Genomic DNA, 14897 nt, shown 5'->3' on the forward strand with positions numbered 1-14897 from the left:
ATTTTTATGCATTTTTCTTAAACTTTGCTTTCGCCAAGTAATATCCAGCAAGGAATGGAATTCCAAAAAATAAAGCTATAAGAATAATAGAACAGAGAACTATAATCCAACTAACTTCCTTAATAATATTACTCACACCTCTAGCGCCCTCATTAATCATTTGTTTTCCCGAAGCATTTATATCCTTAATTAGCAATTCTCTTTGTTCGTCTATATAGATTTGCATACGAATTCGTTCTTCACTTAATTGACCAATAGAAGAATCTAACCCATTATTAAGATTATTAATAAGTGGCATCAATTCATTTCTTAGATTAGCACTTACTTCGCCTGCAAGTTCTGGTGATTTTTCTGCTACCAGAGCAAGTCTATCTAATAGTAAACTTAGGGAGTCTACTCTAGATAAAAATTCTTCCGACGGATTTGCATCTCCCCATTTTAACGCTAGACGCTGTTTTTCCCACTCTAATTGTTGCCCAATCTGTTCTTTTGCAATCCCAATTCGATCCCCTATATCACTCAGAGCTTCCGCTCCAGAACCTAGAGTTTTTACATATGAAGTATCTGCCACACCTAGATGCTGAGACAATGGAGATAAAATATTAGATCTTGGAAAATTAAATGAAGTAACTGGATTCTCTTTGGTAAACTTTGTAACAAAAGCATTCAATACCATATAACGTTCTTGATTAAGTAATGATTTTGCTATACCTGAAATTTGCTTTTCCAGAGCTAAACTCTCAACTTCTAACAAATGATATTCATTACCTAAGTATTCTTTTCCAAAATCAGACTTTATAACATCCACAAATTGCTTACATAAAACCCAAGTATCAACTAAAGATAATTCTGGCACCGATTGGAATGCTGTTTTTCCGGATGCAGCAATCAAACCCATTTTAAAATCTATAATATTTAATTTGGTTTGAACATCGACAGTAGAACTAATCAGACTATCTGAAACTTTTATTATTCTAGTAGCAAATTCGTTCTGAAAAGCTCTAACTGCAATTCTTGTATTTAATTCACTCTTAGGTAAAGGAATGTCATTCGACTCTACCGAAAGCTTCATTAAAGAACAACTGGATACAAGAATCAAAGTCAGAGCTACATAAAAACTCTTTAAAATGTTTTTTTTAAATATATACATAAGACTACGCTTTATTAAGATTGCTCCCTCCTATTCATGGAAACAAACCACCCAATTAATTAAAATTATTCAATGCATTACAACCGTTATTACTAACTACTTAGGAATACTAAAATCATTTATTTCCTCATTAATTCTATATAATTTACCTGAATAATTTATGGTTGTTCTATATATAGACCCTACCATAATATTTGCTTCTCCATTTTTAAAAACTAGAACTTCAAACTCTAATCTTTCACCTAAATTAACACTAGAAAATTTTAGTCTTATTCTTTTCTTTATATCATCATATTCAATTTTTAAAGTTTCTGCTAGGCTTTTAAATTTAATTCCACCCCCATCTCTATAGCCATTAGATGAGTATAATACTCCAAAATATGGAAGTATTGTATTTACACTATCCTTTTTCAAATTTAAATAGTAACCTTCCCCAACAATACTTAAAGAAGACCCTGTATTAATAGTAACACGATTTACAAAAAAAAGAAAAGACTTAGATTCTATAATCTGTTTTACTTTCAAGTATTCTCTTTTTGCTTTTTCCTCCCTAATGATTTTTTTTTCAACTCTTGTTTGTCCCCAAACACCACTGAAAGTGAGTATTAACATCAAGATAAATATAATTTCCTTTTGCATGATTGTAATGTTTAAAATGATTAAAACTTTTTTTATGTGTTAGTACAAATCCTAACTAACTACACTACTAAGATCATTTAACATCACATTTTAAAATGTCCTTTTTATAGTGAAACGACCAAAATGGTATTCGGAATGACCAAATATGTTTATAGAATGTATTATTGTAATTATATAATACTAAAGACTGGTATTACACATATAGTTTGTTTTGAAATCTTAAAAACAGTTTCACTATAAAACCTAGGCGTTTCACCCCTCATTTTAGGCGGTTGAATTAAACTCTACTTAAAATTGACTTCTGAAGACAATACCTTTGAATAGAATTTAAAAATAACAATCATGAAAAAATACAATTTAAAAATAAGCGAAGGTCATATAACTGGTTTCGGGATTGGACCTATTACAAATGAAAACACATTAATAAAATTTGTTTTAAGAATTAGTGAGAAAATAAATATAAGGGTAAGAAATGTATTGAAAAATTATAAAAATTTCTTTAAAAACAGAAACTCAAGGAAAATGTATATCGTAGAAAAGAAATCGGTTTACTTATAAAAAAAATCCATAAAAATTAGATGTCATGAAAAATTTAAAAATAATATTCGGTATTGGAATTATAGTATCTCTTTTATTTGGTTGTTCTTCTGTAAGAATAACAGATTCTTGGAGAGGTAGCAAAACTTTAAATATTAAGAAAAAAAATATTTTAGTTGTTAGCAAAACAGAAGACAGAGCTACACAAATACGGTTTGAAAAAGATATGGTATTGAATCTTAACAAAAACGGACTTACTTCCATAGAAAGCCATATTAAGTTTCCGAACAGTGACCCAACTGAAAAAGTTGAAAAAAATAAAGAAAAAGAGATCATTAAAAATCTTCGAAATAATAATATTGATATAATTATAATATCGCATTTGGTGGATTCCAGAAAGTATAAAAATACCATAACTACAAATGAAAACATATATCCTTTTCCTTATAGATATAGAAGTTTTTATGATTACGCTAATCAATTTCATCAAGAGCAGAGTACTATAGAAATGGAAGGTACTACTTATATACTAGAGACCCTAGTTTATGATATAACCCAACAAACTCAGGACCAATTAATTTCAATTATTACTTCTGAGGTAGATAACCCAAACAATCTGAGCACCACATCTAATGAATTCTCCAAAAGCATTATAAAAGATTTAATGAAATAAGTTTTGTTTAGTTTTTTTGATTGTTAATATAATGAAGAGAGATGATGCTGTAAATAACTGTCGAAGAATCCCCCCCGAGCTTCGGCAGTTATCTTTTTCTAATAACACCTATAATAAAACCTAACTAAGTTTTAAATGCCATGAACTTTTTAATAAAACAAAATTCTTTACATTCGTATGTAGCACTTAAAAAAGTGTTCATTAAAATTTGTGAAATTTTGAGGTTTAAAAAAGTAAAAAAATCCGTTATTCTTTTCATAGCTCTTTTAGTGGCTTTATTAATTACCTTGCCTAGAGTATTATCTCTTTACAATATAACAGAAGAACTTACTGACTCCTTTACAGCCGCTAGTATAAATGACATTATTTTTAGGTTTATTTTTGCTTCAGTTCTTTTTTGGATAATTCTACAGTTTAACACCAATTGGAAATATATTTACCAAACAAGCTCCAAGTTAATTAGAATTACTGCTACCATAGCTTTAAATGCCATAATATTTGGTTTTTCAATTGTAATATTTAACTACAGCTATGCCCTTCTAGTAAATCATGAAATTTCTAAAAATGAACTTGGGCTTATTCATTTTGTCTATTTAATTATAATATTGGTACTCATATTTGTTTCTGGTGTTTTACGATATCAGTTAATACACAAAGAAGATATCATTGAAAAAGAACAACTTAAACAAGAAATACTACAAAATGAGCTGACTGCTCTTAAAAACCAAATAAACCCACATTTTCTATTTAACTCCTTAAATTCATTAACCTCATTGGTCAGAGATAATAAAGAAGCTACTATTTTTATAAACAAACTATCTTATTTATATAGATATATTTTACAAAGTAGCAATCAGGACTTAAGTACAATTAAAGAGGAGCTTACCTTTTTAGAAAGTTATGTTTATCTAATAAAAATGAGATATCGTAATCGTTTTTCTATCACTATTAAAATAGATGAAAAATTATTGCTTATCAAAATCCCTATACTTGCTTTACAATTATTAGTAGAAAATTGTGTAAAGCATAATGAAATATCTGAAGAATTACCATTACTAGTAAAAATCGTAGCAACAAAATATTATTTAATAGTAGAAAATAGAATTCAACCGAAACGCGCCCCTGTAGATAGTACTGGTAATGGTTTAAATAATTTAAACAAGCGTAATCTAATGCTTAAAGGAAAACGTATTGTAATTACAAATACAAATAATACCTTTACTGTAAAGCTTCCATTAAAATAATGTCCATGAAAGTTGTAATTGTAGAAGATGAAATAACAGCTAGTGATAATCTAAAACATTTATTGAACACTATAAATGTTGATATTGAGGTTCTTCAAATACTAGATACTGTAAAATCTTGTATAGCATATTTCTCTAAACCAATAGACGCCTCTTTGGTTTTTATGGATATTCATTTAGCAGATGGGCTAAGTTTTGAAATTTTTGATCATGTAGAAATAAATATTCCTATAATATTTACGACAGCATATGACGAATACGCTTTAAAAGCTTTTACTGTAAATAGTATTGATTATATTTTAAAGCCTATACAACAAAAAGAACTCTCTAAAGCTATTATTAAATTCGAGAACCTTACTAATATCGAACGCACTACTAAGCCGGATATTACTGCTTTGTTACATCTATTGCAAGAACAAAAGAAGACTTACAAATCTAATTACTTAATTTCACATCGCGATGAATTAATCCCTATAAAAACGAGTGATATTGCTTATTTTTATATTGATACGGGAATTATTAAGTTAGTAACTTTTGCTCATAAAGTTTATAACATAGATAAAAAATTAGAAACCTTAGAAAAAGAGTTGAATCCTGAGATGTTTGATCGAGCCAATAGACAATACATTATAAACAGAAATGCTATAACCAAAATAGCGCATTATTTTGGTGGTAAACTTATTGTTAATTTAAACCCCAAGGCCACTGAACGAATTATTATTAGCAAAGGCAAAGCAAGAGAATTTAAAGACTGGATGAACTCTTAAAAATTTATTCTGAAACTATAATTTCATCCTTTATTAATTGATCTACCATTATTTTTGTAAAACTCTCAGATGCATTTTTTAATGAATATGGTTCTAAAAGTGTAGATTGTCCTGTCCATACCATAGTCTCTTTTCCTTTATACAAATCTCCTTTTACATCATATAAAATTGCCTCGATAAGAAAAGATTTTGACGTTGTATAATAACCTGGAGTATCTATTGTTTGATAACTCCGTACAATATACTTCCCTACTCGGTAATAAGACGGAATATGTAAAGCTTCTCCAGGCACATAACGATCTTTTTCTTTAGAATCTATCAAAGCCATTGTTATCACTCCATCTAAGTTATTTTCTTTAATAATTTTTATATAATCCTCAGCTGTTTTATTTTTATCTGCTCCTAGAGGAAACATTTTTATCCCCTCTACAGCATTTATCCCTTGTTTTTTTAAAAGCTTAACCGCATCTTGCTCAAAGGTATTTTTTGCCAAAAGATCATTACTAATACCAATTATTGCAATTTTAGAATATTTTTTTTCTTTATACGTATCCTTAGTCCATGTAGAGCTCATTTTGGCAGGTCCGCATCCCAGTAAAAAACTAACAACTAAGAAGATCCTAAAGCTCATCATTGTTTTAAAAAATTGCTTTTTCATAGTACTCTCCTTTTTAAAAAAATAAAGATAATATTTTTAATTAAATTTTAATTTCTTCCCCTTCTCTTGCGAAATAACATTTTTTGAAAATGGCCTGACATTTTTTTTCTTCTTCTAAAATAAAAGCATCATTATGATCTGGATCATGGTGCGTCATATATAACTTTTTCACACCAGCCAATTTGGCTACTTCTATCGCTTGCCCCCAACTACTATGTCCCCATCCTCTATATTTAGGGAGTTCCTCCGGTGTATATTGTGCTTCATGGATTAAAACATCCGCCCCTTTAGCAAAATCAATCACTTTTTGATCTAGAGTATCGCCATGTTCTATATCTGTACAATAAACTAAAACTTTTCCATTTACTTCCAAACGATAACCATGAGCTCCACCAGGATGAGAATGTGCATTTGACAGTAATTTCCCCGTACTTCCAGTTCGGAACATTTCTTCATTACTTTTTTTTAAATGGAATATAAACTCAGCCCCCATATTTTCTAAACTAACAGGAAAATACGTACTCTTCATTTGATTAGTGAATATGGATTTAAGATCTGTAATTTTTAATTCATCACCTAAAGCAATAATATCAATTTTCTTAGAAGAATCATACGCGGGAGCAAAAAAAGGAAATCCTTGAACATGATCCCAATGAAAATGAGAAAATGCAATTACTATCTTACTTTCTTCTTTAAAAGACCTCTTCATCAATTCTTTTCCTAAATTCCGAATTCCAGTACCAGCATCGAAGATTAAAACATCTCCAATTTTACTGTCATCCATAACTACAACACAAGTGGTATTACCTCCAAATTCTTGAAAACCTTTTTCACACACAGGTATTGAACCTCTCGTACCATAAAATTTTATAATCATGAATTCAATTTTTTAGAATCGGATTTTAGCCTAAGATAAAGATTTATTCTTCATTCCCATTAAGTCATTTTTACGAGTCTAGATATTTGTCTATTTTTATCTATATTTCAAATAAATTTCATGAGAATTTTATATTTGTTTTTTTTACTATTTTCATTTGGGATTCTTTTTCTTAGAGCTCAAAATAATTATATTCCCTCCGACTCTATTGCAACTCCATTTCGTGAAGGGAGGTGGTTAACAGGATTAGCAGGAACTATTAGCTCAAACACTAACAAAACAAAATCTTCTGATAAAAAGACCATTACCAATGAATTCGGATTAAATTTTTCCACAGGAAAATTTATAAAAGGAAGATGGCTTCTTGGTGGTAGATTAAATCTCAATAGAGCAAGTTCTTCTAATAATGTTGATCGAACTACAGAATCATTATATGTAGGACCATTTTCTTCTTATTATTTAAGTAAAAACAACAGAGGGTCTCTATTTACTACTTTATCTATGGGTTATGTTCGTTATAGAGAAGAAACGAGTTTTAATGATTTAGCCAGCCCTATTACCGAACTTGCTGAAGGTGGTGGGTTTGGAACTTTATTTGGACTTGGATATTCTTATGTAATTAATGATCAAATTGCTTTTGATATTGGTTTTGATTTAAATATTTTTTTGGTAGATATTAGTCAAGAACAACGACCATCAGGAACAACTGCTTCCGAAAACTTAACGGTTAGTAATACCGCTTTTACTTTTGGATTTAATGTTATTTTAGACGATTTCTTTTTTTAATGAGAAAACTACAACTATTTATATTTCTTTTAACAATTCTACCAATAGCTTTATCTGGGCAAGGAAGAGAAGAAGGTTTTGTACGTACGGACACACTAGGAAAAACAAAAAAAATAAAAATCATTGGTTTACCTATAGCATTTTATACCCCAGAGACAGAATTTGGTATTGGCGGTGGTGGCCAAATTTTTCTATTAAACAAAACAAATCAATATAATCAGCGTCTTTCTAATATTTTATTTAGTGGTATTTATACTACTGCTGGTCAAATCATGTTTAACGCTACACCCCAAATCTATTTAGGGAAAGGAGATTATTTTATTGATGCAGATTACTTATTTGAAATATACCCAAATTCTTTTTGGGGTATTGGACCAGAAACTCCAGAAAATAATTTAGAGAACTATAATCAAACAACTCATAAATTTAAATTAAGTTTTTTAAAAAGACTCCCCCCAGATCTAAATTTTGGTTTTACTTATAACTTTGCTAATCACCAAGTAACCGAAGTAGAAGAAGATGGGATACTAGATTCTGGAACTATTTTGGGTTCAAGTCGTACCGTTATTAGTGGATTAGGAGCCGAATTCAATTTAGACACTCGAAATAACACCTCTTCACCAACAAATGGGCAGTTATTTGAAATAGGTGCACATTTCTCAAGTCAAATTCTAGGTGCAACTCATAGCTTCAATAAATTCACATTAGATTTACGAAACTATGAACCTTTAAATAAACGCAGCACTCTAGCAACTCAAGTCTACATCGAAAATAATTATGGGAACGTTCCTTTTCAGGGAATGGCATTTTTTGGAGGAAGTAATAGTGCGAGAGGATACTTCTATGGTCGTTTTTTAGATAAAAACATGTTTGTTATACAAGCCGAATATCGTTATAGATTAAAACCTAGATGGAAATTAGCTGTATTTGGCCTCGTAGGGAGCGTTGCCGGAGATGCCTCTGATCTTTTAAAATTTAACTCTGTAAAACCAGGTTACGGAGCAGGAGTACGATTTAAAGTTTTAAAAGACCAAAACACTTGGCTTAGACTTGACATAGGTAATGGTAAAGATGGTCAAAACGGAATCTATTTTGGGGTTAATGAAGCTTTTTAAAAACTAAATGAAAATATAATTAGATATATTTTCATTTTCCTTCAGAAAATAATATATTTAAGTAAATAATTTAAACGTGAAATTCAACTTCCTACCAAAAAAAGGCACTCCTCTGCGTTCTTTTGCTGTTTTTGCGATAGCGGCTGTTCTTGGCATTGGCTTTTTTTTGATGAAAGAAGGTGAAGTGGTTTCCTATTTGTCAGATGACCCGCAGGCTTGTGTAAATTGTCATGTAATGACGCCAGTTTATAATAGTTGGATGCACAGTTCACATCGTGAATGGGCTTCTTGTAATGGATGTCATGTGCCTCAAGATAATGTTGTAAATGCTTATTATTTTAAGGCTATGGATGGTCTATACCATGCTTCGATTTTTACGGCAAGAGCAGAACCTGAAGTTATTTTCATGCGCGAAGGTTCTCAGGAAGTAGTACAAAACAATTGTATTCGCTGCCATGTCCAACAAGTCACTCAAACGAAATACGATGGTTTTATAGATAACCATGCGAAAAACAGAACCGACCGCCAGTGTTGGAGCTGTCATAAAGAAATTCCCCATGGTAGAATCCATGGTATGTCAACCATAAAATATAATATTGCCCCTTTACCAACCGACCAAGAAGAAATGGTTATTCCCACTTGGTTAGAAAAAGAAATGGCATCTAAATAACATTCCTATGAAAAACAAAATTCTGTTTGTCGTAACCTTAGTAGTAGTATTTTTATTGGGTTTGCTTGCCTCAAGTATCATCAATAGAAAGAGCGAGGCAAAATACCAATATGTACCGCAGGTAGATATTAGTGAAAACGAACCTCGAAATGAAGAATGGGGAAAAAACTACCCTCGGGAGTATCAGTCGTTTTTACAGACTTCCGAAACTTCTTTTGCCTCTTATCAAGGCGGGTCTGCAATGCGTGATGTGCTTGAGGAAGACCCTAGATTGGTCTTATTGTTTGCTGGCTATGGTTTTTCCAAAGATTACAACCAAGGTCGTGGTCATTTTTATGCCATAGAAGATATTCAAAATACGTTGCGAACGGGTGGTCCTAAAGGCCCAGGCGATGGACCGATGCCTGCCACTTGTTGGACTTGTAAAAGTCCTGATGTTCCTCGTTTAATGAATGAAATAGGAATTTCGGAATTCTACGATGGAAAATGGGCGGATAAAGGTGCTGAAGTTGTAAACCCCATCGGCTGCGCCGATTGCCATGACCCTAACAATATGAAATTACGCATTACACGCCCAGCACTTGTAGAGGCGTTTGATGCTATGGGTAAGGATATTAACAAAGCAACCCATCAAGAAATGCGTTCTTTAGTTTGTGCCCAATGCCACGTTGAATATTATTTCGACAAGAAAAAACCCGGAGCTGAAGGCACGCCATATCTTACGTTCCCATGGAAGAATGGAATGACTGTGGAAGCCATGGAAGAGTATTACGACGAAATGGAATTTTCAGATTGGACGCACAAAATTAGTAAGGCACCTATGTTAAAAGCGCAACACCCAGGCTACGAAACCTATTTGACAGGTGTTCATGCCGACCGTGGTGTTTCTTGTGCAGATTGCCATATGCCTTATAAAAGTGAAGGTGGTCAGAAATTTACCGACCACCATTTGCAATCACCTTTAAATAATGTTGCGAATTCTTGTCAAGTCTGTCACAGACAGGAAGCCGATAAATTGCGTGCCAATGTATATGAACGTCAGCAAAAGGCAACCGAAAACAGACTGAAATTAGAAGACTTATTAGTTAAGTCTCATATTGAAGCAGGAAAAGCATGGGAGTTAGGCGCCACCGAAGAACAAATGAAACTAATACTAACTGATATTCGTCATGCGCAATGGCGTTGGGATTATGCTGCTGCTTCTCATGGAGCATCATTCCACTCTCCTGTGGAAACAGCACGAGTATTGGGTGGCGGACTTAATATAGCACAAGAAGCTAGAGTAAAATTAGCTCGTTTGTTGGCTACCCTAGGTTTTAATCAAGAAGTGCCAATGCCAGATATTGCTTCTAAAGAAAAGGCACAGGCTTTTATAGGTTTAGATATGGAAAAACTTATTAAAGAAAAAGAGGAGTTTAAAACCAATTTATTACCCAAATGGCTAGAGGAAGCCAAAGCCCGTGAGGATAAAATGGATTCCAAAGAAGTAAGCATGACCAATAAGTAGTCGATTTTAAACCTTATTCTTTAAAGGCTTTTAAGCCGAACATTTTTCATGAAAATATTCTATCGCATTTTTTCCTCGCCAGTATTGGCACTTGTTTTATTGTTGGTTTTTGCCATAGCCATGGGTACCGCAACTTTTATAGAAAATGACTTTGGCACCGCCACAGCTTGGATAAAAGTCTACGACTCCAGTTGGTTTGAGTTGGTAATGTTCGGGCTCGGGCTTTGCTTTGTGGCCAATATTTATAAATACAAACTTTGGCGCAAGGAAAAATGGGCCATACTCCTTTTTCATATTGCTTTTATCGTAATTCTTATTGGTGCAGGTATTACAAGGTATGATTCCTATGGAGGTATCATGCGCATTAGAGAAGGGGCATCTTCAAGTACAATCATTTCCGATAAGAATTATTTGCAAGTCCACCTATCCAATGGAAAGCAAACAAAACATTTGGAAAGAGAACTTTACTTTTCTCCCTTGAATGATAATGATTTTTCTATTCAAACGGATTTGGATGCCACTCCAATTACCATTTCGCATAAGCAATTTGTAGCAGATGCTATTCCCGAAATTGTTGATGACCCTGAAAAAGGAGTTCCATTACTGCAATTAGTAGTTACCTCAGGAAATGGTAGGGAAACATTGTTCCTGAAAAAAGGAGAAATTGAAGAAATTGGAAGTCACAAACATAAAATAGGTTTTGAGGCAGCGGGAAAAGATGTTATCAATCTTATAGAAAAAGAGGGTGAATTTCAGCTATTGGCGCCACATCAGCTAGATTTTTTTATAATGGCCGACCAAACGGCGGGTATTATTAAAGGGGACACCTTACAACCCATGACTTTGCGAACCTTATACCGCTCAGGTGATTTGTCTTTTGTGCCTCTATCTTTTCACGAATCAGGCAGAATCGACATTATAAGCTCGGCGGAAAAACCAAAAGATAATGATAAGGTAAAGGATGATGCTCTGATATTGAACGTACAGGTAAAAGATAGAACCGAAGAAGTGACTTTACTCTATCGTGACGGTTTTTTACCTACCACCCATGAAGTTAATGTAAGTGGCACGAATGTAAGTTTATCGTATGGAGCCAAACCTATTGAGACCCCATTTTCAGTACAGTTAAATGATTTTCAATTGGAACGCTATCCAGGTTCTGAGAGTCCGTCTGCATATGCGAGTGAGGTTACTGTGTTAGATGCAGATACAAAAATGCCTTTCCGAATTTTCATGAATAATGTTTTGGATTATGGCGGATTTCGATTTTACCAAGCTAGTTACGATACCGATGAAAAAGGAACTGTTTTATCTGTAAACCATGATGTTTTAGGTACCAATGTAACCTATGCTGGTTATTTTCTAATGATGATTGGAATGTTCTTTACGCTTTTTGGAAAAAGTTCTCATTTTATGGCTATCAACAAGAAGCTGAAAAAATTAAAAACAAAAAAGGTAATCACAGCCTTATTCTTGATTGGGGTAATGAACATAAGTCTTAAGGCACAAGAAACAAATGATACCATTTCAATTTCTGAATTGGTTGCCGAACAAGCCATTGATAAACAGCATGCGGCACTCTTTGGTCGTTTGATGGTTCAAGATTTAGATGGAAGAATAAAACCAATCAATACTTTAGCTTCTGAGTTTTTGCGAAAAGTTTCGCGTAAACCCTATTTCAAATACAAAGGAGCAAATGAAGAAATTCGGTTGGATGCTAATCAGGTATTTCTAGCAATGCATGTTTCTCCAGGAGCTTGGCAACAGATTCCCATCATAAAAATTGATACGGAAAAAGGCGGAAGTTTTTTCGAAGTCCTAAAGATTACCGATGAAGGTTTGATTTCCTTTGACGATTTAATAAATCCCACTGGTGATTATGTACTGACAAAAGTAGCGGAGAAAGCAAATGCCAAAAAGCCAGCGGAGCATAATGAATTTGATAAAGAAGTACTCAAGGTAGACGAGCGCTTTAATATTTTGTTCAATATTTTTTCGGGCAACTATTTAAAGATTTATCCCAACAGTCTTGATGAGAAGGATACATGGTATAGCTATACCCATCATTTTAAAGATTTCCCTACGGAGGACGCTCGTTTTGTTCAAACCATAACTCCTTCGTATTTTAATGATGTAGCGTCCAAAAAATGGGCAGCCGCTACTGAAAAATTATCGTATATAAACACCTACCAAAGTACCTTGGGAAAGGCTATTATTCCCAACAGTCAGCGAGTAGAAGCTGAGTTGTGGTATAATGAAATAAATCTTAATTTTTGGTTGTTCCAAGTATTTTTCACTTTTGGTTTTATACTGCTCGTATTGGCCTTGACTAAAATATTTGTACAAAAACGTTTTATAGATGCATTATGGAATGCTCTTGTTATCTTTTCCCTAATCAGCTTTCTAGTATTTACTGGAAATATTTTACTTCGTTGGTATGTAGCACAACATGCGCCTTGGAGCAATGGTTATGAAATGCTGGTTTTTGTAGCCTGGGTTTTAATGCTATGCGGATTAATGACCTTCCGAAAATCAGATTTCTCATTGCCTTTAGCAACACTTTTTACAGGTTCTTTGCTCTTTGTTAGTTACTTGGACTGGTTAAGTCCAGAGATTACAAACTTAATGCCTGTATTAAAATCCTTCTGGCTAAAAGTACATGTAGCGACCATTGTTAGTAGTTATGCTCCTTTGGCTTTATCTGCAATCTTAGGTTTTATGGTCTTGATTCTGATGATTATTGAAACCAAAAAATCCAAGGAAGCAATAACAATTCGTATAAAAGAACTCACTTATATTAACGAAATATCAATGACCATTGGTTTGTTCGTGTTGACTGTCGGAACCTTTCTAGGTGGTATTTGGGCCAACGAATCATGGGGCCGTTATTGGGCTTGGGATCCTAAAGAAACATGGGCTCTAATTTCCATAATTGTTTATGCGGTGGTATTGCACCTTCGTTTTGTTCCCGCCTTAAAAAGTAGATATATATTAAACGTTGCGAGCGTATTTGCTTTCGGTTCTATTATTATGACCTCCTTCGGCGTGAACTATTATTTATCCGGATTACATAGTTACGCAGCAGGAGACCCTGTACCAGTACCTAAGTTTATTTATGTTTTGATTGCTGTTGTAGTGCTTGTATCAATAGCTGCCTTTTTTAGGTTTCGGCTAAGAAATAAACTTATTGATTAATATTCATAAATATCAAGATTAGCACCTTCTTATATCATTTTAATAGACTTATCGGCAATATAAGAAACGTTTTGGTGTGCAAAACCCATCCCTTTTCCCATTCGATCTAACCAAGATTTTTGCTCATCACCTGTTATGGAATCATCTTTACATACCAATTGTGTCAAAGTATATAAATTCTGTAATTTCATTTTATTCGTTGGTATTATCACCAATGGATAGGTGATTTTCCATAATACTTTCATATTTAGAAGATAACATCCCTAATTTTATAGCAAGATAACTTAAAAATTCTTATCAGATTTAGTATCGTTACAATCAGTCATAGTTATTTTTACAAATGCAACGAATTCAATGCGATATTGATTCTGTTCTTTCTATACTAATTGACTTTAAGACTCGCTTTTAACGCCTTTTTGATTAATAAATTTTCCAACCACGACCGCAGTAATAACCACAAGATAAAATTGTCCTATTAAACCTATTAAAATTGCTGCCTTCTGCGCTAAAGGTGTTATTGGTAATATATCCCCATAACCTATAGACATCATCGTAATAAAGCTAAAATACATAAGTTGTTCTGTAAGGGCATTTGGCTGAACTCCTTGCATAGCCAATAGCCCCCCCTCAAAAGAATTTGGGTTGGTTAATTCTATACTCATACAAATAAAGAAACCTATAAGTCCAAGTGATATAAAACCGCTTATCAACCCATATATTATTGTTTTATTCACTTCTGGTGTTTGCCATACTTGCTTTATTATTTCGTAAGTAACAAACAAGTAAAAAGAAAAATAAATAGCAAATTGTATATAACTTACTAGAAGTGGCTTTTCATCATGTGTCTCTGCAAAACCAAATAAAAAACTACTTGCTATTAATAAAATTAAAAAAAACCAAAAAAGCTCTTTCCTTTTAGATATAAAAATGACGCCGGCTATAAGATTTAATAAAAAGGAAATTGGAGCAATTGTATCTTCAAATACTTGGCCAGGAATTAACAATGAGCCAAATAAAATAACTAGTTGGGTTACAAAGAAGAACTCAAAACGATATGAATATATTCTTTTGAACATTAT

Annotated in this window: 15 protein-coding genes; 9 read left to right on the top strand and 6 right to left on the bottom strand. The window is 32.9% G+C overall.

From position 1 onward, the window contains the following. Positions 1-4 precede the first annotated feature (4 nt). Both Q0945_RS01095 and Q0945_RS01100 read right to left on the bottom strand, forming a co-directional pair. The gene (locus tag Q0945_RS01095; RefSeq protein WP_299429906.1) at positions 5-1150 is read right to left on the bottom strand and encodes a hypothetical protein; all 1146 of its coding nucleotides are present in this window, start codon (positions 1148-1150) and stop codon (positions 5-7) included. Positions 1151-1246: 96 nt separating this feature from the next. Next, positions 1247-1789, bottom strand: coding sequence for a DUF4251 domain-containing protein (locus tag Q0945_RS01100; RefSeq protein ID WP_299429908.1), 543 nt, complete (start codon positions 1787-1789; stop codon positions 1247-1249). Positions 1790-2131: 342 nt separating this feature from the next. Between Q0945_RS01100 and Q0945_RS01105 the strand changes: the two genes are divergently transcribed. The 4 genes from Q0945_RS01105 (at position 2132) to Q0945_RS01120 (ending at position 5010) form a co-directional block, all read left to right on the top strand. Next, positions 2132-2347 carry a hypothetical protein gene (locus Q0945_RS01105; RefSeq protein ID WP_299429910.1) on the top strand — a complete coding sequence of 72 codons (216 nt, stop codon included), beginning with the start codon at positions 2132-2134 and terminating at the stop codon, positions 2345-2347. 25 nt (positions 2348-2372) lie between these two features. Further along, positions 2373-2999 (top strand): hypothetical protein, encoded by a 627-nt coding sequence (locus Q0945_RS01110; RefSeq protein WP_299429912.1) that lies wholly within the window; start codon positions 2373-2375, stop codon positions 2997-2999. A gap of 218 nt (positions 3000-3217) precedes the next feature. Further along, on the top strand, positions 3218-4243 hold the full coding sequence (locus tag Q0945_RS01115; RefSeq protein ID WP_299429914.1) for a histidine kinase: 1026 nt from the start codon (positions 3218-3220) through the stop codon (positions 4241-4243). Positions 4244-4248: 5 nt separating this feature from the next. Then, positions 4249-5010 (top strand): LytTR family DNA-binding domain-containing protein, encoded by a 762-nt coding sequence (locus tag Q0945_RS01120; protein WP_299429916.1) that lies wholly within the window; start codon positions 4249-4251, stop codon positions 5008-5010. Between the two features lie 4 nt (positions 5011-5014). Here Q0945_RS01120 and Q0945_RS01125 read toward each other — a convergent pair whose 3' ends face one another. Further along, the gene (locus Q0945_RS01125; RefSeq protein WP_299429918.1) at positions 5015-5668 is read right to left on the bottom strand and encodes a hypothetical protein; all 654 of its coding nucleotides are present in this window, start codon (positions 5666-5668) and stop codon (positions 5015-5017) included. A gap of 40 nt (positions 5669-5708) precedes the next feature. After that, positions 5709-6545: an MBL fold metallo-hydrolase gene (locus Q0945_RS01130; protein WP_299429920.1), complete on the bottom strand. Its 837-nt coding sequence runs from the start codon at positions 6543-6545 to the stop codon at positions 5709-5711. Between the two features lie 120 nt (positions 6546-6665). Here Q0945_RS01130 and Q0945_RS01135 point away from each other — a divergent pair, with 120 nt between their 5' ends. The 5 genes from Q0945_RS01135 to ccsA all read left to right on the top strand — a co-directional run bounded on the left by Q0945_RS01135 (position 6666) and on the right by ccsA (position 13818). Next, on the top strand, positions 6666-7331 hold the full coding sequence (locus Q0945_RS01135; RefSeq protein WP_299429922.1) for an outer membrane beta-barrel protein: 666 nt from the start codon (positions 6666-6668) through the stop codon (positions 7329-7331). Next, positions 7331-8446 (top strand): BamA/TamA family outer membrane protein, encoded by a 1116-nt coding sequence (locus Q0945_RS01140; RefSeq protein WP_299429923.1) that lies wholly within the window; start codon positions 7331-7333, stop codon positions 8444-8446. Before Q0945_RS01135 ends, Q0945_RS01140 begins: the two co-directional genes overlap by 1 nt. Before the next feature lie 76 nt (positions 8447-8522). Beyond that, positions 8523-9116, top strand: coding sequence for a cytochrome c nitrite reductase small subunit (gene nrfH, locus Q0945_RS01145; protein ID WP_299429925.1), 594 nt, complete (start codon positions 8523-8525; stop codon positions 9114-9116). A 7-nt stretch (positions 9117-9123) separates the two neighbouring features. Then, positions 9124-10623, top strand: coding sequence for an ammonia-forming cytochrome c nitrite reductase (nrfA, locus tag Q0945_RS01150; protein ID WP_298501635.1), 1500 nt, complete (start codon positions 9124-9126; stop codon positions 10621-10623). Between the two features lie 48 nt (positions 10624-10671). Further along, positions 10672-13818 carry a cytochrome c biogenesis protein CcsA gene (gene ccsA, locus Q0945_RS01155; protein ID WP_299429927.1) on the top strand — a complete coding sequence of 1049 codons (3147 nt, stop codon included), beginning with the start codon at positions 10672-10674 and terminating at the stop codon, positions 13816-13818. A gap of 29 nt (positions 13819-13847) precedes the next feature. On the opposite strand, the gene Q0945_RS01160 is transcribed toward ccsA, so the two are convergent. Then, entirely contained in the window at positions 13848-14009 is a 162-nt protein-coding gene (locus tag Q0945_RS01160) for a hypothetical protein (protein WP_299429929.1), read from the bottom strand. A gap of 201 nt (positions 14010-14210) precedes the next feature. After that, positions 14211-14894 (bottom strand): ion channel, encoded by a 684-nt coding sequence (locus Q0945_RS01165; protein ID WP_299429931.1) that lies wholly within the window; start codon positions 14892-14894, stop codon positions 14211-14213. Between the last annotated feature and the right edge of the window lie 3 nt (positions 14895-14897).

The organism is uncultured Maribacter sp., from assembly GCF_947500405.1.
In the GTDB taxonomy this organism is placed as follows: Bacteria; Bacteroidota; Bacteroidia; order Flavobacteriales; family Flavobacteriaceae; genus Maribacter_B.